The sequence below is a fragment of the Bradyrhizobium sp. LLZ17 genome (assembly GCF_041200145.1).
GTDB lineage: Bacteria > Pseudomonadota > Alphaproteobacteria > Rhizobiales > Xanthobacteraceae > Bradyrhizobium.
Map to the genome: position 1 here is coordinate 3,182,521 of NZ_CP165734.1, position 22,610 is coordinate 3,205,130.

Sequence of the window (22,610 nt, forward strand, 5' to 3'; positions counted from 1 at the left end):
GGGTTGTCGTCGAGAAATGCCCGGCCGGTTGCTACCTGCCTAGCCGTCGAGCACTCGAGCGCCCGATGCTCTCATAGACGAAGCCCGCGGCGGCCATCTCTTCGGGGCGGTAGATGTTGCGGAGGTCGACGATGACAGGCTGCGCCATGGTCGCCTTCAGCCGGTCGAGATCGAGCGCGCGGAACTGCACCCATTCGGTGATGATGACGATGGCGTCGGCGCCTTGCGCGCAGGAATAGGCATCCTCGCAATAGGTGATGCTGGGCAGCTCACCCTTGGCCTGCTCCATGCCGACGGGATCGAAGGCCTTGACCTTCGCGCCCATGTCGAGGAGGCCGGTGACCAGCGGGATCGATGGCGCGTCGCGCATGTCGTCGGTGTCGGGCTTGAAGGTGAGGCCGAGCACGGCGATGGTCTTGCCGCGCAGCGAGCCGCCGAGCGCCTGGCTGACCTTCCGCGCCATCGCGCGCTTGCGGTTCTCGTTGACCGCCAGCACGGATTCGACAATGCGCAAGGACACATCATAGTCTTGCGCGATCTTGATCAGCGCCTTGGTGTCCTTCGGGAAGCAGGAGCCGCCGAAGCCGGGGCCGGCATGGAGGAACTTGGTGCCGATGCGGTTGTCCAGGCCAATCCCGCGCGCGACCTCCTGCACGTTGGCGCCGACTTTCTCGGACAGGTCCGCGATCTCGTTGATGAACGTGATCTTGGTCGCGAGGAACGCATTCGCGGCGTATTTGATCATCTCGGCGGTGCGGCGCTCGGTGAACATCAAGGGGGCCTGGTTCAGCGAGAGCGGGCGATAGATGTCGCCCATCAGCTTGCGGCCACGCTCGTCGGAAGTGCCGACCACGACACGGTCGGGGAACTTGAAATCGCGGATCGCCGCGCCCTCGCGCAGGAATTCGGGGTTGGAGGCAACGACCACGTCGGCCTTTGGATTGGTCTCGCGAATGATGCGCTCGACCTCATCGCCGGTGCCGACCGGAACGGTCGACTTGGTCACCACGACGGTGAAGCCGGTGAGTGACTGAGCGATCTCGCGTGCCGCGGCGTAGACATAGGAGAGATCGGCATGACCGTCGCCACGGCGCGACGGCGTGCCGACCGCGATGAAGACAGCATCGGCGTCCGCGACCGGCTTGGACAGGTCGGTGGTGAAGTCGAGCCGCTTGGCCCTGACGTTGCTCGCGACCAGCTCGTCCAGCCCGGGCTCGTAGATCGGGATCTCGCCGCGATGAAGGCTAGCGATCTTCTTCTCGTTCTTGTCGACGCAGGTGACGTCGTGACCGAAATCCGCAAAGCAGGCGCCGGACACCAGTCCCACATAGCCCGTGCCGATCATCGCGATGCGCATGAAAGATTCTTTCCGTTGACGCCTGATGTTCTACTGGACACCCTAGACCATTTCTCTGCCCGACCGCACGCCCAACCTTGGGGCAAGCTGCTTCGCGCGACGAATAAACCTTATTCGCGGGCATTTTCTGAAACACGGGACATGCAGTTGTCGCAATCTGCGTATGCGATAGATAGGTTCATATGCGAGCTTCAGCCCATCCTCGAGCGACGCGTCGCACGCCAGCCGAGCTTTGCGAGACGACTGGTCGACCGCGCAGCCTATCTCCACGCGCACGCGAATCACCCAGCGGACTGGCGTCACTCGCGATGGTTGAGGGCGCTGACGAGCAGCGGCGGGCTCGACCCGGACACCATGATTTCCACCCTCGAAGAGCCCTCGTCATGCCGGTTTTTGCCTACCACCAAGAGAGTGAACTTATCGGTGCCCGAAAAGTCTGATTTTGCGAAATAGCGGAACCCGGGGCCGACCAGGGCGATTTCACCCCTCTTCGGCTTCTCCGTCACCTCAACCTTGTAGATCTGCATGGTCGACCAGCGCAGTCCCTGGATGCAATCGGTCCCCGGCGCGATCGTCATCGACCATTCCATGGTGTCGCCGGCAAGCTTGTATGGCTTGGCGTCACGCAAGCAGTTGGGAGTGGCCCGGGAGGCGGAGGTTGATGTGAGAAGCGCCAGCATTGCTGCAATGGATGCGCGGATGGATTGGCGTGGCATTAGCTGGTCCCCCTCCCGTGTGGGGACGAGAATGGACACAGATGTTGAATTATCGGTAAGTGTGACGAGTTGCCCGAGTACTCTTGGTAAATTGCTCGTTAGGGTCCTCGCCGCCGGACGCGCGATTCCGCGATCAGGCCGCACCCCCGCCGTATCCGCATGATACTCCTCAGAGTCAGTCCGTCACGAATCTCACGTCGAACTTGCGGATTTGGCAATCTGAACGGCGCCGGCGTCTCAATTGGTTGAGTAATAATCAGAGCTTCGGTTCGGTCGTTCGCAATGTCGTGCAGGTTCGAGCAGAACTTGCTCAGCCGTTTAGATCTGATCGATGTCCACAAAGCCGTTGGGTGATATTGCGTGCCGGGTCTTGTCCTCCTGTTCTCGACGGCCCTGCTGTCTTTCGGTGCCGGCTACGCCACGCGCGCCCCCCAGCGGCGTGAACGATTTCGAGTAGCCTTAATTGAAGCCCACGCGCCCAAGCCCACCGCGGGCCTCTCTCATACGCGCACCCCTACGAACTCGAATACACCGGTCACGCCTCGAAGATCTCGCGCGGGGTGATGGCCCAAGGCCGAGCCGGGTCACGGAACGAGCGCTCGCTGGCATCGCACAACGCCAGATCGAAGCGGACGCGGGCGCCTGCGCCCGCGCTCCAAGGAGGGTCGCACCTCGAATGAGCGGATCCAGGTGTTTAGCTCCTCGTAATAAGGCGGCCTAATCGCTGTGTGACCGTTTCTTTTTGCGCGGAAATCAGTTACGAGCGGGATCCAAGATCAAATTGGCAAATTTTCATGCAAATGTCTTGCTCGCTTGGCGTTGCCGTGACATTGGTTGTGGTTCAGAGCATTGGCGCCGGATTCAGCCCGGCGGCAGCCGGCCCAAACGCAGAAGCTGCCAAGAAATGCATCCGCTATTCTTATCTGCTCTATCCCTACCATCGCCCCGGATCGGTGCGTATGAGCGGAGATCGCAACAATTACTTCAGGGATTGCATGGCCAAAGACGGCAACGTCCCGGAGCCACCTCCTCCGAAAGAACCGGGCGGCGCAGCCGACAATTTTGAGCCCTCCTTCCTCGCAGGAAGTCGGTTCCTTGTGCTTGCGATGGATGATTGAATTGCGCCTTCAGGCCTCAAGGTTTCGAGCCCGGCAATTCGGACGAAGGCACGCGCGACGGTCTTTGCCAACTTCGTTCGCCGAGCAGCTTCGGCCCAAGCTGCCGAAGCTCGCCGGCTTCCTCGACGACGCCGAGACCGACGTGCTGGCCTACATGACGTTCCCGCCGCAGCACCGGACCAAGCTGCACTCCACCAACCCGATCGAGCGCCTCAACGGCGAGATCAAGCGGCGCACCGAGGTGGTCGGCATCTTCCCCAACGAGGACGCCATCGTTCGCCTCATCGGCGCAATCCTGCTCGAACAGAACGATGAATGGGCCGTCCAGCGCGCCCGCTACATGACACTGGAAACCATCGCGCCGTTGAGTGATGATCCAACCGTCAGCCTTCCGGCAATTGCCAGGTGACCTGCCCGGCCCTGGGCGGCGAACGCGGTGGTCCACCGCCAGCTACACCACGCCACGGGACACGATCGGCCCCTCGCACATCCGCATCTGCTGCCGGCTGAGCAACAGCGCGCATTCAACAGTTTTCGGCCGGGGGATCACGCGAACCAAAACCGCTGTCGGGAGCTTGCTCACTGCCACGCGCTCGCCAGACTTGGCGCGTTCCACGGCGAGACAAAACCGTCATCGACCCGAGATATGTCGGTGAAGCCCGGCATTTGATACAGAATTGTGCCACCAGATGAAGATTTGGAGTTGCAGATCACTCGTGCGCACCTAGTCTGACCCTGCTGGCGGGATCATAGTGATTCGGAAGATGGGGATCGAACCGGGGGCCTTCGGTGAGATTCCTCGAACAGCGTGATCAACCGATGCCCCTGCTTTGATCACCAATCCCCCACGAGCTAGGAACCTTGGGCCCGACGCGACGTTAAGAATGCAATCCTGGATAGAAAATTTACGGGCGCTGTAAAATGCAACTCCTCTACAGAACTCTTGAATGGCTGTCCGTCTCTCTCGGAACCTTAGCGCTGCGTCTAACCTACGGCAGTGGTAGGCGCATCGAAGCAACGGGATCGCAACCACGAAGCACGCTCGGGGCGGAATAGCGTCGCGCCACAGAAGCACCGAATGCGCATCACGAGCAGCTCACTAGAGGCATCACGACTACGAATTGCCTAACTCTACTTACCGACGGTGTCGTCGACCTTCCCGCCGTTCGCAACGCATTTGTTGAAGAAGAGCTGCTGATCGCGGCCAGTTCCCTTCGCGCTACCTGCCGCAGGATTGCCCGGCTCACGGGGTGGAAACTGCTTGATCATGAGCGCACTACATGCTCTGGCCACCTCGGCGGTGACGGCCGAGGCAGAATCCGGCGCGAACATAAGGAACGCCACGAGGCACCGTGCAACAGATTCGGGCCGAAACCTGACAGACATGGTCTCACATTGGATCGAGAGTAGGGTAGCCCATCCTAGTTTCTTTTAGAGCGTTTGGAACGCGGAATTATTTGCGCCATAGTCAGACCGAAGCATGCATAGGAGAGGTTGTTGGGGGGCCTAGCCCTTGCGTTTCCGATCAGATGGAACCCGCGATTAAGCATCTCTATAGCACCGCGGCGAGAACGCTGGTATCCAAGGCTAGCCCTTGAAGAGACATGACTTTCCGGCCTGACTGAGGGGCTTTGGCGGGGATGAGTTCGCGCGATTTGAGCACAACCGGCGAGGACGAAACGGAGCCTGCTTCCGCGGAGGTTCAATTCGCCCTCGTGATTTCGCGGATGCTCGAGACGGTACAGAACCATCCCGAGCATCTGCGTCAGGTCGTCTATGACCTTGCCCGCTACAAGCTCGATGAGCAGTTCACCCGCGCCGACGCCCAGGACATTGGGCGGTCAAAGCGGGCTCTGGAATCCGCGATCCGCGCGGTAGAGGAGTTCGAGCGTCAGCCAGTCAGCATCCTGCCGCCGGTGACATCGAAACTCCCGCGCGCGAGCCTGCCTGCGGCAAGTCCGATAGCGGTTTGGGAGCTGCCAGAGGCGGCCGCACGTGCAAGCATCGAGAGTGACCGCGGGACCACCAAGGCTCGCCATTATCCGTGGTCAATAACGAGGCGAACCGCCGCGCTGCTGCTGCTTGGGGGCGTGGCCGCAGTGGCAGTGCAGCAGCGAGAACGCCTGACTTCGTTCGCGAAACATCTCCCGCCAGAGCAACGCCAGGCCGCCGACTCGCCGCGGTCAGCGATCGCTCAACCCGCCGCAAAAGCTGTGCAGCGTCCCGCTCTTCGCCCGACTGACTACGGCGTCTACGCCGCGGTCAACGACCAGTCCCTTGCGGAACTGATACCGCTGCCAGGAAGGCCTCCGGATGTCAGGGTCGCCATCTCGGCTGCTTTCAAGGCGCCCGACCAGGCCGGCCTGCCGAACGGGCATCCGAAATTCATCGTGTTCCGCCGCGATTCCCCGAACAATGCTTTGGAGCGCGCCGAAGTTCGCGTGGTGGCCAAGATAGCGCGCGAATTCTCGGCGGAGGCAACGGGCAAAAAGCTCGGCGACGGCGATGACGCCTTGGTGATCCGCAATTTCTCCTACCCCTTCCGGGTGTCCCCGTTGTCTGACAGTCCGGAGATGTATGAGCTTCACAGCGAGGATCCGGCGCTGGAACTTCCCTCCGGCCGCTATGCGCTGATTCTTAGAAATCAAGCTTACTATTTCAGGGTGGAGGGCGACATTGTCGACCCGAGGCAGTGCATCGAGCGGGTGGTCGCCACGAACGGCACTTTTTATTCCGCTTGCAAGAAACCATGACCTCTTCTCAAAGGAGCAACCAGGACCTAAGTCAACTTGAAGCGTCAACTCCTTCCGGACGGAGGTCGATATGAATATCCTGAAGTCTTTACTGATTGCGGCCCTGGTTTCGGCGCTCGCCGCTCCAACCTTCGCCCAAAATACGCAGCAAAGGAATACGACGGTCCGATCGCAGGGCTATACGACCAGTTCACGCCCGCCTGTCGCGACTCAGCCCAGCAACAATCCTTTTCAGAACCCGATTGGGCAGGGAGTTCCGCCGGCCGCTTCGGCTAATCCAAATCTGAATAGCAATCGAACCAACGTCCCTCGCTAGGCTACGGCGCTTGGAAAGGCGCGGAGCCACGCGCATCCGGGTAGTTTGCAATTTCAAAAGAGCTCACTGCCGGTTGACATCCACCTCTAGCGCGGAAGCCCCGGTGACGTGCAGAGACGTCCCGGCGATCTCGATCTTGAAATAATCCGAACTGCCAGCAGAATCCGCGAAATAGCGGAAAGACGGTCCCTCCACGATGAGACGTCCTGCCTTTGGCGGTTCGACGATCGAGACCTTATCGATCATAATCGTCGACCAGCGTAGGCCCTGGATGCATTGCTCGCCGGATTTTATCTTGATCGACCAGCGAATGGTATCGGACCGCAATCTAAATGGCTGAGGATGCAGGATACAGGTGCCTCCGGCAAGCGCCACAGAACACCCCAAGGCCTGAACCAAAAACGCGGCGATGATTCCTCGAAGCATTTCCCCCCCCGGAATGAAATAACGTCAACGAAGATCAGCCCTTTTACGCTGCTGGCAGCTCCAAAGCGAGAGCTGCGGGAACGCCCTAAGCATGTAGGAGGTAGCCATGAGGATCGGTGGGGCCGATATGTGATGTGAACTCGATATGAGGCACCCCTTGCTCCTGGGCATGATCGTAGTTCGCTTCGATATGATTTGCGGTCAACGAGGCTTGATCCCGTGCGAGATCGGTCGAGATCAGGAGCTGAACCGGGCCAGCGACGGCAGTCCCGGTGAATACAAAAGCGTCACCAGCGACTGCAGCGTGAATTGGCGCCGGCGTCGAGGCCTTCGCAAAGGAAAAATTGAATTGATCCACCGGCGGGTCGATAACCAGAGTGCCTCCGTTTCCGTCGCTCGACAGATTGAACGTCGAATGGGTGTAGTCTCCGACCAGCTTGATCTGCGCCGTATGGTTCTGAGCGTCCGCGACGGTAAGGATTCCGCCCGACGTGTCGCCGGAATAGGCGACCTTGGTACCCGTCCCGAACGAGATGTCCTTGAGGTCGAGAATGTCCGAACTGGACGGATCACCGTTGCCGGACAGGCCATAAATCGCACCCGTAAATTGCGTGGAGTGATCGAGTACCAAGGTCCCCGTCACGGCAGCGAAAGTAACCGAGCCTGAAACAGCGCCCGTCAATTCAAGCGCTGCGCCAAGCTCGATTTTCGCGACCTGACTCATGTTGTTCAACGCAAGTGTGGTTTTCCCCGAAATATCCAAGACGGTCGAAGGTGTATTGATCACCCCATCGCCGTTCAGATCCTGCAGGAAGCTAGGTTCTAGCGCCTTCAGAGCACCGTCGCTTCCTGATACGTGAACATAGGACGTCTCATTCCCGTTCTTGTCAGTATTCCAGATCGAATATTCATCGGCGCCGACCTTCCACACGACGGTATACCCGGTTGCGGTTTGCTCGGCGCCCAGCGCTGGTGTGGTCACGCGCTGGCTTGCCAGGACTGGCAAACCTCCATATTTCAGCTCGGGACCCGTCCCCGTACCGTCAAAGAGGTCGAAATTGTCTCCCATCTGAACTAAGCTGGTCTTTCCCTGCGACTCGATCACAGTGGTCGGGGGCGCAAGAGTCATTTGGGACGCAACCACGCCGATAGAGCCGTCGCCGTTTAAGTCTTGTTGAAACGTCGTCTCTAGCGACTCGAGCGCAGTGCTAGTTCCAGATGCGTGAACGTAGGACGTCTCATTGCCGTTGCTGTCGGTCGTCCAAATCGAATAGTCGGTCGACGAGATCTTCCAGACGACGGTATACCCTGTGGAGGTTTGCTCAGCGCCCAATGCGGGTGTGAAGGTGCGCTGGCTCGCCAAGACTGGTAAGCCACCAAATTTCAGCTGGGGACCAACCCCCGTGGTCTTGCTGAAGAGATAGAAATTGTCGTCAACCTGAACCAGGCTGGTAGTTCCCTTGAATTCAAGCACTTTGTTTGGTGCCAGAAGTCCGATAGTACCGTCTCCGTTTAGATCCTGATGGAGGATCATCTCGCCGGATTCCAGAGAAGTGTTTGTCCCAGCTACATTGCTGAGCAAGTAAGATGCGAAGTTGCCGTTGGTGTCGGTCTTCCACAGCGTATACATGCCGGTGAAAGTGTTCTTCCAAGCCACCTCATAACCACCGAGGATCGTCTCGGCGCCAATCGCCGCCCATCCGTTGAACTGGCCAGCCACATAGGCAAGTCCGCCGTATTTCAGCAGAAGGTCAGTGCCGGCAGTTGAAAGATGATAATTACTTCCAACAATCGTTAGACTCGTTGCTCCGGCCGATTCGATCAGGGTCCCCACGACTGGATCGAAAACAGCCGAAAGATCGCTGGAATTTCCAGCCGCATCCGTTGCGACCGCCGTGAACGCATGCGTTCCCGCCGCAAGAGATCCGGTCGTGACGCTCCACGCTCCATTGGTCGCCGTCACCGCCGTGCCGAGCAGCGTCGTCCCCTCGTACAGCTTAATCGTGCTGCCAGCCTCCGCCGTTCCCGAGACCACCATCTTGTTGGACGCAGCGAGCGTATCCGAGACGAGAACCGGCGCGTTGGGCGCGACCGTATCAACCGTGACGTTCAAGGCGCCAGACGTCACGCTCACATTGCCGGCTGCGTCCACCGCCTGGCCGGTAAAGGCATGGGCGCCATCGACCAGCGTGCCGGTCGCAAACGACCAGCTGCCACCGGCATCGACCGTGGCAGTGCCGACCTGGGTCGCTCCATCGAACACCAGGACCTTGCTGCCAGCCTCCGCGGTCCCGGTCAGCGTCAACGGATTGGCGCTGGTAATGCTATCGCCGAGGATACTGGTATCCGGCGAGAACGTTGCGATTGAGGGTGCATTTGGTGCAGTTGCGTCGATGGTGATAGTCAAAGAAGATGAAACGCCACCGACATCGCCGGCGCCGTCTGTCGCGAGGGCCATAAAGGAATGGCTTCCGTCTGTTAGAGCCGACGTCGCAAAGCTCCAGATGCCGTTACCATCGGCTGTCGCGACCCCGATCTGCGCTGTCTGATCGAATATCTTGATCGTTACTCCGGCCTGGGCCGTTCCGGTCAGGGTCAGCTGGTTTGCGTTCGTAAGTCCGCCAGCGGCTGACGAGGTCGAGCCTGCGAGAGAAATGGTCGGTGCTGTCAATCCCGCCATGGTCATGGAGGAGCCGGTGGCGGAGACGAACGCATAGTCGGACGATGACAGCTGTGTCACCCCCGCTATACGGAGATTGTCGGTTCCACCCGCATAGTGAACGGTCCACTCGTCCCCGACATTTGTCAGATAAGCACCGGAGCCGTAACCCTTCAGTACCAGCTTGTCGTGCTCGGCGGTCACACTCGTGAACACGTGGAAATCGGCAATCGTGTCGTGACCGCTCCCGACGCCATAGATGAACGTGTCATTGCCCGCACCGCCGAACAGCCAATCGTCGCCACCGGCACCGTTGAGGATGTCATTCCCGCTAGAGCCAACCATCCGATTGGCCAGCTCGTTGCCGACGCCGGTAAGCCCTCCCGTCATCAGGGTCAGGTTCTCGACATTGGTAGGCAACGTGTAGGATGACCAGGCTTGAACACTGTCGATGCCGCCGCCCGGATTCTCGATGATCTTCTGGTTTGGATTGCCGATGACGTAAGTGTCGTCGCCCGTCCACCCCACCAGCGTGTCATCGGCGTTCACCGCCGTGATCTGGTCGTTCGCGGCCGTGCCGTAGACGATATGGCTGCTGGTCGCGCCGCTGATCCAGGATGTGATGGCGCCCCCGACCGGCAAAGTCGATGGCAGCTGGAAGTCGTCGCTGGTAAAGGCCGAAATCGTTGTGTTGCGAAAAACCAGAGTGTCCTGGCTCGTCAGCGCGAGATACACGTCGTTTCCGACCTGTGTCATCGCTGCCTTGATGTCGTTAAAGGACGTGAACGCAAAGCCGTTCAGCTGAACGATATCATGTCCCGAGGCTACTCCAGGCGTGAAGTCGGTGATGATGTCAGAGCCGTCGCCCGAATTGATTACGAATGTGTCGGCACCCCCGCCGCCAGTCAGGATGTCATTGCCAAGTCCGCCGGTGATCACGTTGGCAGCGCCATTGCCGATGATCATGTTGGACTCGGAATTGCCGGTACCGTCGATCGTGGCCGAACCGGTCAGCGTCAGGTTCTCGACGTAGTCGGGGAGCTTGTACGTGACGGAGGAAATGACGGTATCCACCCCACCGCCGTAGCTCTCGACCACCTTGGCGTTTGGATCCGTGACGACGTAAGTATCGTCACCAAGCCTGCCGGTCATCGTGTCGGCGCCTCCTGCACCGCCGAGCAGGTCGTTGCCTGACGTTCCGGTCAAGCTATCTGCGCTTTCGGTGCCCGCGATGGTCGTGGTCGGAGCGCCGCTGGTCAGAAGCGTGTAGTTCGCAAGCGTATACTCCGGCAGCTGATAGGCCTTGATGTAGTCGATGCTCATCTGCGCCGTTGCGCTGGGATCCGCGTTGCCGGCCCAGCTTCCGCCCACCGCCAGATTGGCGATCATGTACATCGCCGTGTTCATGTCGGATGGGGTCGCAACTTGTCCGACCTCCACGCCATCGACGAAATAGGTCAACGTGTACGGGGTCCATTCCACGCCGAAAGTGTGATCGCCTGCCGTGAGATTGGCGGTGTTGGCCCAATAGCCCTGACTTGAAGTGGATGACGATACGAAGCCCCAATGGGACTGGTCAGGCTCCTTGCCCAGCGCCTCGAGCGCATCGAGCTCCGTGCCCAAGCCGTGGGTGTTGATCGGCAACATCCAGAAGGCAGGCCAGGCGCCCTTAGTGTCGGGCAACGTGGCCTTCATCTCGAAGTAGCCATAGGTCTGAACGAAGCTGTTTTCGGTAGTAATCACGCCCGATGAGAATTGATGGTTGCCGATATAGGCCGCATCGCTGGATGGAATGGGCGCTGCCGTGATGACAAGATGGCCGTCCTGAATGGAGAACGGATTGAGGCCCAGCGGGCTCGACGCCTGGGTCCCAGGCAGGCCAGTAAAGCTCGGGTCGACATAGACCTCCTGCTCGCCGGAAAGTGTGTAACTTCCTACTCCGCTCCAGGCGTAGTTTGTCTTCCAGGTCAGATGCGGATCCTGGCCGGCGGACAGCGAGTTGAAATCGTCGCCAAAGGTCTGAATCAGACCCGTTGGCGCTGTGACGATATTGATGTTGGCGGTCGTGAAGTTCTGAACCTGTGTATTTTCGAGCGTTACCTTCTCGCCGTTGCCGAGCGACAGAACCACATCCCTGCCAACCTGCTGCATGGCGGCCGTGACATCGGCGACCGTCTTGAAGGTCGTGCCATTGATCTGGAGAATGTCCCCGCCAGCGCCGGCTTGAAAATCAGTGATGACGTCGTTGCCATTCCCGGTCCTAATAACAAAGGTGTCGCTGCCTGCTCCCCCGGTGAGGACGTCATTGCCCTTGCCGCCATCGATCATGTTGTTGCCGGCGTTGCCAACGATGATGTTGTCGAGATCGTTGCCGGTCGCGGGCGCGTTGTAGCTTGCCCCCAGCGTCAGATTCTCAACATTCGGCGCATTGACGAGACTGTAGCCGTCGATCATGCCATCGTAGATGGTATCGATGCCCTGACCCGCGAGCTCGACCACCTTCGTTTCGTGATTGTACATGAAGTACAGATCGTCGCCTGCGCCGCCGGTCAGCGTGACGCCATCCCCCATCGCCTGCAGCGAGTCATTTGTCGGACCGCCCGTGAGCGTCCCCCCGGCGCCGATTGTGGTCCACGCCGTATTCGGCGATGCACTGACCGGGAGCGGATTGTCGAGGACGACGTTTGCCGCCGTGAGAGACGAGAGCGCAACATTCTGCAACGTGAGCGTCTCGCTCGACGAGAGCGTGACGATAACATCCGTGCCGGTCTGCTTTGCAGCGGACATAAAGCTTGCAAACGTTGCAAAACCGTAGTTCTGCACGCGCAACACGTCCCCACCGGTGCCGCCTTGAAAGTCGCTGATGGTGTCGGAGCCATACCCCTTCGAAACAACGAAGAGGTCGCTGCTGGCGCCGCCGGTTAACAGGTCGTTTCCAGTACCGCCAAACAAGGTATCGGCGCCGGAAGTTCCATTGACTGTCAAGGCATAGGTCATGATGGTCGCGTGCTCTCGTTGCACGACAACCATCGAAGACGGGCCTCAACGGTGACTTAGCCGTATGCGGACAATTTGAGATATGAGCCGATTTTGAGCGACTGCTCTAACGAGGTGCTAAAATCTGCCCCTCACGAAGCATTCATCCTCACGATGACCCGTAGATTTCCGGGGTAGTTGCTTTGCCATGGGACGGTCCGCGGTCCCGCGGTTCGCCCGAGAACATATCGCGGCAACGACACAAACCGCTTCGGAAGCGACTTAATATGTCCACCATCAATCAATATGATCGAAATCGCTCCCATTCGAGGGTACTTCTGACAATTGCATCGATGGTACCAAAGATTGGAGTCCATCCGAACTCGGACCTCGCGAGGCTTGAATCGGCCACAACAGCAACTGGGTCTCCGGCGCGCCGCCCTGTTTTGCGAATGTCGAGCTTCGTTCCAGCGATCTGTTCGACCGTCCGCAGCACGTCCATGACTGAATAGCCACGACCATAACCGCAGTTAACCGTGAGATTTGATCCCCCATTGCGAAGCCGCGCAAGAGCAAGCCGATGAGCAATCGCGAGATCCCTCACGTGGATGAAGTCCCGAATGCAAGTGCCGTCAGGGGTTGCATAGTCGGTGCCGAACACCTCAACGAACTGTCTTTTGCCGAGAGCCGCCTCGCTTGCGACCTTGATCAGGTGACCGGCGCCGCGCGTCGCCTGCCCAATGCCTCTTTGCGGATCGGCTCCCGCTACGTTGAAGTATCGCAGCACGGCATATTTGAGCGGATGCACCCTGCAAACGTCTTCCAAAATCCACTCCGAGATCAGCTTGGATCGTCCGTAGGGCGACTGGGGCCGAACTGGATCGCCTTCGCTAACTGGCAACGACCCTTCGGAACCGTAGACCGCTGCGGTCGAGGAAAATATGAAATGCGAAACACTGCCCGCCACGGCAGCCTCGATCAAACTCCGCGTCTTGCTGGCATTGTTCAGATAGTAGTGAAGCGGATCACTGATCGATTCTGGAACGACGATCGAGCCCGCAAAGTGGATGATTGCATCGATCTTATGCTCGATTATGAGCCGGGAAACGAGCATCACGTCACCGACATCCCCAACGACCAGCCGGGCCTTTGGAGGTACAGCCGCCTTGAAGCCGGTGGAGAGGTCGTCGAGCACGACGACTGCCTCGTTGGCATCAAGCAGGTCCAGTACCGTTTGGCTGCCGATGTAGCCCGCCCCGCCGGTCACAAGGATTGGCATATGCGTTACTCCCCTCGGCAAGCCTCACTTGAACGATGGAGAGTTTGCGCGACGCGCGTCCTAGCCGACGGATCAAGCGTCGCCCCAGTTCGAATACGGCGATCAAGCGCAGGCTGCGCCTGACAAGACCGAAGCGCCGTCTTCGAGGCCAACCGCTTCTCAGGCCGCTTACGATCCTCGTAGCATTTGACCCAGAGCGCTCGCATACCATAGCCCATCAGTTCGATAAATCGGGACTCATCGTCAATCGGTGACCTTATCGAGCCCTAGATGTATTGCAACTCAGACGAGGCTTGAATTATCGGGTTCGCATCGCCTAGACTGTCAAGTCAATGGACGGTCCCACTCTTGGGCGTGCGGACTAAGGGAACGTAGGGAGCAGGAAGTTTGAATCGACCCGACGCCAAACTCTCGCAGGCTTCGCGTTCGACTGATAAGCAATATGACTAGGATCAACTGCGGCGCGGCAGATCTAAAGGATGCGGTTGAGCAAGCGCGTTCAGCCGATATTAGCGTCATCGTGGTTACCTACAACCATGAAGCCTTCATTGCGCAAGCAATCGAGAGTGTACTGGCGCAATCGACAGATCGCCTTCTCGAGGTGATCATCAGCGAAGATAAGTCCACGGACCGAACGCGCGATATAGTGGAAGACTATGAAAGGCGTGACAAACGCATTCGCCTAATGCTTTCGGAACGCAATGTTTGTTCAAATGAAGTTGTTGCCAGGGCACTAAGGAGTGCGGCGGGACGTTACGTTTGCATCTTAGACGGTGACGATTATTGGTTGACGAACAATAAGCTCGAGCAACAGGCACATTTTCTCGATGCCAACCCAGACTACTCTGCTGTTTTTCACAACGCCCTTATCGAGGATACGTTTTCTGCTGGACGCCGCTGGACCAGACCTGATTTACCGAAGATGTTTACTTTAAATCAAATCTGGCAGGGCAACCCATTTGCAACCTGTGCAGGCATGCTTCGCCGCAATTGTCTCGAGGGGTTGGACAGCTGGTACGACGAATTGTTCCCCATCACGGATTGGTCGCTCTACATCCTTTGCGCGGAGCGCGGGCCAATTGCTTTCGTAGACGAAGTCGTTGGAGCTTATCGGCACCATCCGAGTGGCGAATTTTCGGCTCTTTCAACCCGTGAAAAAATGGATCGGACCTCAAGCTTCTATCGGAGAATGGGAAAGACTGGAGGCGCCTCACGACGGGCTTTCGCTAAGGAAGGCTGCTCGCTGTATTTTTTTGAGTGGGCAACGGTTTACGCAGGGAACGGACAGCCTCGCTTAGGATGGACTTGCCTTTGGCGAAGTGTGAAAGGAGGCGGTATCGGGCGCTCCGTATCGTGGGTCGACGCGTGCCGGCTCGCCATTCGCCTTGCCAAAGGAGGACTACATTAGCGATAGCTTGCTCGGACCTGCATCGATCTTCCGATCGCGCGTGCTTCCGATAGCAGACGGCGAGCCGCGACCGACATGGTCGATCATGATTCCGACATTCAATTGCGGACGTTTCCTCGAACAAACACTGCAAAGTGTTCTGGACCAGGATACGGGCATCGCGCAGATGCAGATCGAGGTGATCGACGATGCATCAACAAGAGAGGATCCGACCGAGATAGTTCGACGCATGGGAAACGGACGCGTAACGCTCTATCGGCAACCTGCCAACGTTGGGCATCTTCGAAATTTTGCGACTTGCCTGAATCGAGCTCGAGGCCACCTAGTGCACCTCCTTCATGGGGACGATTTCGTGTCGCCAGGATTCTACGCAGCTCTTGAGCGAGGGTTTAACGCTGATCAAAGCGTAGGAGCTGCTTTTTGCCGTCATGCTTTTGTAGACTCGGAAGGTCGTTTCAAGTCGTCTTCGGCGCTTGAGCGAGTGGAGGCGGGCTGCCTCGAAAATGGGCTGGCTCGTCTTGCAGAAGAACAAAGGATCGCGACGCCATCCATAGCAGTGCGTCGTGCGGTGTACGAGCAGCTCGGCGCCTTCGATGAGAGGCTCAAATGCAGTGAAGACTGGGAAATGTGGGTCAGGATTGCCGCTCGGTACAAGGTCTGGTACGAGCCGGAGGCACTGGCGAGCTATCGGATGCACGACGACTCTAATACAGGGCGCCATAGAAGGCTGGCACAGGAGTTGGAATATTCGCGCCAGGCCATCGCGATCTTCCGTAGATACTTGCCGAAGCAGTTGCGCTATGCGGCCCGTCGCGCTCGGAATACCTATGCCGGCGTCGCCTTGACGACGGCAGAAGAGCTGTTGTTGCGAGGCGATATTGAAGCGGTAGATGCCCATCTCAAGTGCGCACTGCGGCTGAGCCGCTCCCCAAGGATCGTGCTGCGCTTCTGTCATCTCTTATCGAAGCGACTCGGTCTGGGGATCAAGAAATGACAACCGCGCAAGCCCGGTATTCATCGCCAGTGCGAGTGGCCGTGGCAGGCTGCGGCGCAGTTTCTCGCCTGTACTATGCACCGGCTTTGCGACGACTCGAGGCAGCTGGTCGTCTCCATGTTGAGGGGGTCTTCGACCCAGATCCGAAAGCCGCCGCCATCTTTGCAAAAAACCTCTCTGGGCCCAGAACGGTATCGTCTTACGAAGACCTACTTTGTAAATCTACCCAACTGATCATTCTCGCCTCGCCGCCGAAATTTCACGCGCGGCAGGCGATAGACGCGTTGGAATCCGGCATCGCGGTGCATTGTGAGAAGCCGCTTGCGACGAATGTCAGGGACGGCGAACGCATGGTCGAAGCCGCAGCGAAATGCAACCGAGTACTGTCGGTTGGGCTGATGCGTCGTCAGTTCGCAGCTACCCGTTCGATACGGGAATTGCTCAACTCGAAGGTCTTGGGCGACGTGACCTTCATCGATGTTTTTGAAGGAGGTCCCTTCGATTGGCCCGTCGCATCTGCAGACTATTTCACCCGAAGCCAGAGCGGCGGGGGAGTACTGCTGGACATCGGCACACATGTTCTTGACCTCCTCCGATGGTGGTTAGGCGAGCCACTTTCTACCGTCTACGAAGACGACTCAATGGGAGGCGTTGAGGCCAATTGTCGGATTGCCTTAAGGTTCCGCGACTTCGAGGCGGATATCCGGCTCAGCCGCGATTGGGCACGACCCAATCGTTATTTTGTTCGGGCGACCAAGGGTTGGCTCACTTGGATCGCAAATGACGCCAGAAACTTTTCGTTCGGCCTTCATGGGGGTAATTCGGCTGCTGAAGTGCTTCTTCACCATCCAGTCAACCGGGGCGCTGAACCTACCCTCGGCCCCGTCTGCCCGGATTTTGAGTTCGCCTTTGATTCTCAGCTCGAGGCAACGATTGCTGCATTAACTGGGCACGCAGAAATTGTTTCCGGATCTGACGCCCTCACCACTTTAAAACTAATTGAAGGGTGTTATGCAAGACGGGCTCCAATGTCTGCCGGCTGGATGCTTTAGCCGGAAGCGCGCGAAGTTGGATGCGGAATAATGCGACGGATCGCGGTTTTAGGTGCAAGCGGATTTATCGGCAATCGAACCGTTGAGGTTTTTCAACGCGGCGGTGACGTGGATGTATGCCCCGTCGTTCAGCGACCCTCGCGAGCTGCGCTTCCACGACGTTTTGATCTTCCGGTTCAGATCGCGAATGCTCTCGATACAAACTCTCTGACTGCTGCATTTCGAGGCTGTGACAACGTCATCATGGCAATAGCAGGAGACCCAAAGACAATCGTCCGCTCCATGGAACCTGTCTACCGCGCGGCCATGAGATCCAACGTGCGACGGCTGATTTATCTCAGCTCTGCCTCTGTTTATGGGCAGTCGCCGGCAACTGGCGTAGACGAGACGACGCCGCTCTCCAAAAGGCAGCCACTCGCTTACAACAGCGCAAAGGTCGTCGCAGAGCAACAACTCGGACGACTCCGACAGATCGGTCGAGTCGAAGTCGTGATATTGCGGCCCGGGATTGTCTTTGGCCCGCGGTCGCAATGGACTGGTGGCGTCGCAGACGAGATTCTGAAAGGCACGGCATACCTTACGGAAGGCGGATGGGGCGTGTGCAACTCGATCTACGTGGACAATCTCGTTTACGCGATCAAACTGGCGCTGGTTGCGCCGAACGTTGACGGCAAGGCTTTCCTTTTGGGAGACGCGGAAGCAGTCACGTGGCGAGACCTTTATCTTCCAATCTGCGAGGCGCTGGGTTACGATTTGGACGGTTTACCAACCCCAAAGATGGCTGACGCGGTGGATGAGCGTCCCTCCTTGGCGCAGAGAGTGCGAGCAATGAATTCGTATCAAAGCCTGCGCTGGATCGTTCCGCGCCCGGCAAGAGCGGCTGTGAAGGCGGCCATTCGTGAGATGCGTCGGCCTCCCAGTACTGAAAACGCAGCCTCCTACTCCGTTACGCTGGAGCGCGCATTGTTGCATACCTCGTCATACCGGCCACCATACGCGCGCGCTGAACGCGAATTGGGTTATTGCCCGCCTATAACCTTCGAAGAGGGCTGCCGACGATCGGTCGAATGGCTTGGTTTTGCTGGTTACCCGGTTGACGGCAGGTCTAGGCACGCCTGAGCAGATCGGAAAGCATCTGTTGACAACTATATGTCAGCCTGATTTCGCGCTCACAATATCGAACAGATTGAATCCGATGCAACCTTTGGTGGTTTCCTGTGCGGACATGCCGACCTATCTGAGCTACTAGCAAGGCTGGCTAGTCCAAACGCGTGGTCCGCAGTTATGGCTATTGAAATTTATGACTCCCAAAGTCAGTTGCATCATCATCGTCTACAACGGAGAGGAATTCCTCGGCGAAGCGGTCGAGAGCGTACTAGCGCAAAGTTTCGCCGATTGGGAACTCCTTATCGTCGACGACGGTTCAACAGATTCAAGCCGTGGAATCGCGCAGCGATTTGCGCAAGCTTTCCCGGGCAATATTCGTTCCCTGTGTCATGCCGACGGACGAAATCACGGAATGAGCTCCACGCGTAACCTGGGACTTTCGCATGCGCGTGGCGATTACGTCGCCTTTCTCGATGCCGACGACGTGTGGCTTCCTAACAAATTGATGGCACAGGTCGCGGTCCTCGACGCGCAGCCTGACGTGGGCGCGACCTACGGAAGAGCGCTCATTTGGCATTCATGGGTGGAAGGCACAGCGAAAGAGGCAGATTTTTTTTTATGAACTCGGGGTAACGCCAGATCAGACTTATCATCCGCCCACCCTCCTCCTTTCCCAACTGCTAAACATCTACCAGAGCCCAACCACAAGCGGCTGTCTTCTAAGACGGGCGCTGGTGAACGAGGTTGGCGGATTCGAGCCTGCTTTCAGGAGCATGTTCGAGGACGCCGTGTTCTTTGCCAAGGCCCTATTAATTGCCCCCTTTTTCGTCTCCGCGGAGGTACTATTCAAGTATCGTCAGCACGGCTCAAGTGCCGGCGCTATCTCTTCTGCCGCAAATCGCGATGCGTGGGCGCGGCTACGTTTCCTGCTCTGGTTCAAAAGATACGTTCAAAAGACAGCGGCAGATCCACGGGTCACCAAGTTAGTTCAGTCACTCATCCGCAAACAATTTTGGCTTCTGGCATCACAGCACTTGAAATCCATCTTTCGTAAACAAATGGCTGTCCTGATCGGATTGGTACCAAGCTAATGCCGACCGTTTCCGTCATCACTCCCTTCCTCAACCTCGAGCGATACCTATCTGCTGCGATCGAAAGCGTGCGCGCCCAAACGTTCGTCGATTGGGAGATGATACTTGTGGATGACGGATCGTCCGATCGAAGCATCGAAATCGCGACCGCGGCCGCGACAGAAGATCCGAGAATCCAACTTATTCGGTCGAATGGTCGTGGCGCGGCCGCAGCCCGCAACACCGGCTTAAGAATTGGATCTGGCAGATTCATCACGTTTCTTGATGGCGATGACCTGTTCGAACCCGAAAAGTTTGAAAAGGACATCGAAGCGTTTAAAGCAAACCCTCAGGCGATGTTGACGTACGGACCGACCTTATGGTGGTTTCCCGACGTCCCCTCTCAAAACTGGGTGGAGCAGATGCCGGGCGAATCCGGCCATTTGCACATAGCACCAAAACTGCTGGACAAGGTCATCCTTCGTCAACGCTCCCAAGTCCCTTGCATTTGCGCCATCATGGTCCGTCGCGAAGCTTTGCAGTCCGTCGGAGGATCCGATGAGTCGCTTAGACTCTACGAAGATCAAACTCTTTTGGTAAAACTGTTGCTCCGCTATCCAGCGTTCGTGACAGACACTCCGACCAGCCGGTATCGACAGCATGCCGATTCCACCTCGGCCCGCGCGACAGCATCCGGCTATTATGACCGCATGAAGCCTCACTCCGCGCGCATTGATTTTCTTGAATGGGTTAATACCTACATCGTTGAATCAAACCTGATGACTCCCCGGCTGGATAGGTCGATACGTTTCGCGTTTGCACGCAGCTTGGCACCGCGTTTGCCGGCAACCCTGCAGGACAGAATTGATCTGGCGGCCGAGTCCGGCCGCCAGCTGGCTCAAAGGCTGGGACCAAGACGCATCCTGGCAAGAGCTCTCAGGCTAATCCGTTCTCTATAAGCTCAAATGGACGCACGTCCGGTCGTCTCAGCTGCCGGGAACTTAGTACCCATTCGAACTTCCGACGTTAATATTACCGATGCTCTGAGCGGGAGTCATCTCTCGGCCGGCTCTGCAATGTGGTAAAGTGACAGCGACATCTAACCAATAATTGCGCTATCCGTCGTGAGATTCTCCGCCTGAAGCTCGCCGCAGATCATCGCGCCTTCCGCAACGAATCCGACGGATAGGGATTGCTCGCATAATGATCGCGGTCATCATAACAACTTATAATCAAGCTCGCTTTCTTGAAGAGTCCATCCAGAGCTGTCTTCACCAAAGCCGGCCGCCAGACGAAATTATTGTGGTTGATGATGGATCGGCTGACGACCCTGCTTCAGTCGTGGAACGACATCCAAAAGTACGACTCATCACACAAGGTAATCGCGGTTTGTCAGCCGCTCGCAACGCCGGCCTTGCCGCTACTGCATCGGACTACATTACTTTCTTGGACGCCGACGATCGTTTGCTGCCAAAAGCCCTCGAAATAGGCGAGCGGATGCTGGATAGGCATCCGGAGGCAGTTCTGGCCTATGGTGCCTACCGCTACATCAATCTGGCTGGCAGGACTATCTCCGGCAGAAACTACGTCGCGAGGCTCGATGATCCCTATCTTCAGTTTCTCAGGATAGGCAATTTTATTGGCATGCACGCAACCGTTATCTATCGACGCGATAGACTCGCGGCCGCTACTGGATTTAACGAGGCAATGCGGGCTTGCGAAGATTATGAGCTGTTTGTGCGCTTGGCTAAGACAAGCCAACTCGTTTCGCACGATGAGGTTATCGCTGAGTATCGAATGCACAATGCCAACATGTCCAGGAACCGGCCAATGATGCTTGCAGCCGCACTAAGTGTCTTGGATCGTCAACTCACAGGCGACATCTCGAGGAACGTTCGGCTTGCTGTGCGTGACGGAACTCGATTCTGGAGGGACTACTATGCACGCGTATTGAGTGAGGACGCCTTTCAGCTTTTCCGAACTGAACCTGCTAAATCTGCCCGAATGTCGCTGCAGGCACTGGCGATGTCTCCCGTGGCCACGCTTGAGATGATCACATCGAAAGTCAGATCCAAAGTTAGAGATCATCTACGATCATAATGGACCCGCGAAGAGGAAGAGCGTCGTGCTCCAACGAGCAGGCTAGTCGATAACACGCAATTCGGCCGAATGAGACAGCCGTACTATCCCATGCTCCCTTAAGTAAGGCCAATACGCATCGTTGACAGTCGCTGCAACGACCTCGAAGCTGAGACAGGCTTCATCGGAGAGTCTCGCCTGGTCCTCTCCCCAAGTATAGAGCGAATACCCTGCAACATAGGTCCCTGGCAATAGGCCCAGCGAACGTACGTTGAACACAACTTCGACCTGTTGCCTGATGTCGAACTGGTCGACACCTTCCGCGAGGCTTTCGAAGGACGAGATCAGTGCTCCCTCCTGATCGAAAACGCTGACCTGCGCGACGGCCCGCTTGAATGGCTCCTTGGCACCCAGCCGAAGCACGAAATCATAGTCTCCGCCGAATTTGAGAAGTCCGCATGGCGTCCCGGACGATGGCTCGAGAATACGGAGCTCTCCCCAGAGCTCCTCCGTCCCCGTCCGTTCACCGTGAACAGATCGTGGGGTCGAGTCCAGCAGATAGGTGTCGATAACTGAAGAGGATCCGCCGATCTGCTTCAGACGCCCGTCCGCGAGACACACGGCCATGTCACAGAGCTGGCGGACCATGGCCATGTTGTGGCTCACGAACAGTACGGTTCGCCCTTCTCCTGCGGCATCCTTCATCTTGGCGAGCGATTTGCGCTGGAAGTCGGCGTCCCCAACCGCCAGGACTTCATCAACCAACAGAATATCGGGGTCGAGATGTGCGGCGATCGCGAATGCCAGGCGGACATACATGCCGGAGGAATAGCGCTTGACGGGCGTCTCCAGGACGGCGCCGATGTCAGCGAACTGGATGATACGATCCAGCTTCGATGTAATCTCGGACTTGCTCATTCCGAGAATTGCACCGTTCAAATAGATGTTCTCGATCCCATCCAGCTCGGGATGGAAGCCAGCGCCCACCTCAAGCAGACTCCCAACACGTCCCTTGAGTCTCGCCTCCCCCTCCTCCGGCTCGGTAATCGACGTCAGCACCTTGAGAAGGGTAGTTTTGCCCGAACCATTGCGGCCGATAATTCCGCAAACACTTCCGGCCGGAACCGAAAATGTGACGTCCTTCAGCGCGTAGAACTCACTGTTCGATTGTCCCGGCCGCTGATCGCGTCGGCGAGCAAGGAACAGCGAGATTTCCTCGCGCAGGGAGCTCATGCCGATGGCCCCGCGCCGATACTTCTTCGAGAGGCCGCGCGCCTCGATGGCTACCTTGTCTTGCATC

At 57.7% G+C, this 22,610-nt stretch carries 17 protein-coding genes and 1 pseudogene; 11 read left to right on the forward strand and 7 right to left on the reverse strand.

The window, feature by feature from the left end:
• Window positions 1–31: 31 nt before the first annotated feature.
• The gene (locus AB8Z38_RS15695) at window positions 32–1,357 is read right to left on the reverse strand and encodes a UDP-glucose/GDP-mannose dehydrogenase family protein (RefSeq protein WP_369725993.1); all 1,326 of its coding nucleotides are present in this window, start codon (window positions 1,355–1,357) and stop codon (window positions 32–34) included.
• Window positions 1,358–1,656: 299 nt separating this feature from the next.
• Window positions 1,657–2,037, reverse strand: coding sequence for a hypothetical protein (locus AB8Z38_RS15700; protein WP_369725994.1), 381 nt, complete (start codon window positions 2,035–2,037; stop codon window positions 1,657–1,659).
• A 764-nt stretch (window positions 2,038–2,801) separates the two neighbouring features.
• On the opposite strand from AB8Z38_RS15700, the gene AB8Z38_RS15705 reads away from it, so the two are divergent.
• Window positions 2,802–3,191: a hypothetical protein gene (locus AB8Z38_RS15705; protein WP_369725995.1), complete on the forward strand. Its 390-nt coding sequence runs from the start codon at window positions 2,802–2,804 to the stop codon at window positions 3,189–3,191.
• 79 nt (window positions 3,192–3,270) lie between these two features.
• Window positions 3,271–3,600, forward strand: a pseudogene (locus AB8Z38_RS15710) (transposase); the annotation flags it as partial.
• A 722-nt stretch (window positions 3,601–4,322) separates the two neighbouring features.
• Here AB8Z38_RS15710 and AB8Z38_RS15715 read toward each other — a convergent pair.
• On the reverse strand, window positions 4,323–4,523 hold the full coding sequence (locus AB8Z38_RS15715; protein ID WP_369725996.1) for a hypothetical protein: 201 nt from the start codon (window positions 4,521–4,523) through the stop codon (window positions 4,323–4,325).
• A gap of 308 nt (window positions 4,524–4,831) precedes the next feature.
• Here AB8Z38_RS15715 and AB8Z38_RS15720 point away from each other — a divergent pair, with 308 nt between their 5' ends.
• The gene (locus tag AB8Z38_RS15720; RefSeq protein ID WP_369725997.1) at window positions 4,832–5,944 is read left to right on the forward strand and encodes a hypothetical protein; all 1,113 of its coding nucleotides are present in this window, start codon (window positions 4,832–4,834) and stop codon (window positions 5,942–5,944) included.
• 379 nt (window positions 5,945–6,323) lie between these two features.
• Here AB8Z38_RS15720 and AB8Z38_RS15725 read toward each other — a convergent pair whose 3' ends face one another.
• From AB8Z38_RS15725 to galE, 3 genes are all read right to left on the reverse strand, one after another.
• Window positions 6,324–6,686, reverse strand: a complete 363-nt coding sequence (locus AB8Z38_RS15725; RefSeq protein ID WP_369725998.1) for a hypothetical protein — start codon at window positions 6,684–6,686, stop codon at window positions 6,324–6,326.
• Between the two features lie 85 nt (window positions 6,687–6,771).
• Entirely contained in the window at window positions 6,772–12,342 is a 5,571-nt protein-coding gene (locus AB8Z38_RS15730; protein WP_369725999.1) for an Ig-like domain-containing protein, read from the reverse strand.
• 280 nt (window positions 12,343–12,622) lie between these two features.
• Window positions 12,623–13,600 (reverse strand): UDP-glucose 4-epimerase GalE, encoded by a 978-nt coding sequence (gene galE / locus AB8Z38_RS15735; RefSeq protein ID WP_369726000.1) that lies wholly within the window; start codon window positions 13,598–13,600, stop codon window positions 12,623–12,625.
• 442 nt (window positions 13,601–14,042) lie between these two features.
• Between galE and AB8Z38_RS15740 the strand changes: the two genes are divergently transcribed.
• The 8 genes from AB8Z38_RS15740 to AB8Z38_RS15775 all read left to right on the forward strand — a co-directional run bounded on the left by AB8Z38_RS15740 (window position 14,043) and on the right by AB8Z38_RS15775 (window position 21,331).
• On the forward strand, window positions 14,043–15,008 hold the full coding sequence (locus AB8Z38_RS15740) for a glycosyltransferase family 2 protein (protein ID WP_369726001.1): 966 nt from the start codon (window positions 14,043–14,045) through the stop codon (window positions 15,006–15,008).
• Between the two features lie 85 nt (window positions 15,009–15,093).
• A complete protein-coding gene (locus AB8Z38_RS15745) occupies window positions 15,094–16,002 on the forward strand; it encodes a glycosyltransferase (protein WP_369726002.1) in 909 nt (302 codons plus the stop codon).
• Complete coding sequence (locus tag AB8Z38_RS15750; RefSeq protein WP_369726003.1) at window positions 15,999–17,054, forward strand: Gfo/Idh/MocA family protein; 1,056 nt, start codon at window positions 15,999–16,001, stop codon at window positions 17,052–17,054. The genes AB8Z38_RS15745 and AB8Z38_RS15750 overlap by 4 nt, the downstream gene beginning before the upstream one ends.
• Before the next feature lie 30 nt (window positions 17,055–17,084).
• On the forward strand, window positions 17,085–18,173 hold the full coding sequence (locus AB8Z38_RS15755; protein ID WP_369726004.1) for an NAD-dependent epimerase/dehydratase family protein: 1,089 nt from the start codon (window positions 17,085–17,087) through the stop codon (window positions 18,171–18,173).
• Window positions 18,174–18,354: 181 nt separating this feature from the next.
• Window positions 18,355–18,783 (forward strand): glycosyltransferase family 2 protein, encoded by a 429-nt coding sequence (locus AB8Z38_RS15760; protein ID WP_369726005.1) that lies wholly within the window; start codon window positions 18,355–18,357, stop codon window positions 18,781–18,783.
• A 112-nt stretch (window positions 18,784–18,895) separates the two neighbouring features.
• A complete protein-coding gene (locus AB8Z38_RS15765) occupies window positions 18,896–19,252 on the forward strand; it encodes a hypothetical protein (RefSeq protein ID WP_369726006.1) in 357 nt (118 codons plus the stop codon).
• On the forward strand, window positions 19,252–20,190 hold the full coding sequence (locus tag AB8Z38_RS15770) for a glycosyltransferase family 2 protein (protein ID WP_369726007.1): 939 nt from the start codon (window positions 19,252–19,254) through the stop codon (window positions 20,188–20,190). Before AB8Z38_RS15765 ends, AB8Z38_RS15770 begins: the two co-directional genes overlap by 1 nt.
• Before the next feature lie 244 nt (window positions 20,191–20,434).
• Entirely contained in the window at window positions 20,435–21,331 is an 897-nt protein-coding gene (locus AB8Z38_RS15775; protein WP_369726008.1) for a glycosyltransferase, read from the forward strand.
• A 42-nt stretch (window positions 21,332–21,373) separates the two neighbouring features.
• Here AB8Z38_RS15775 and AB8Z38_RS15780 read toward each other — a convergent pair whose 3' ends face one another.
• Entirely contained in the window at window positions 21,374–22,609 is a 1,236-nt protein-coding gene (locus AB8Z38_RS15780; RefSeq protein WP_369726009.1) for an ABC transporter ATP-binding protein, read from the reverse strand.
• Window position 22,610: the final 1 nt, after the last annotated feature.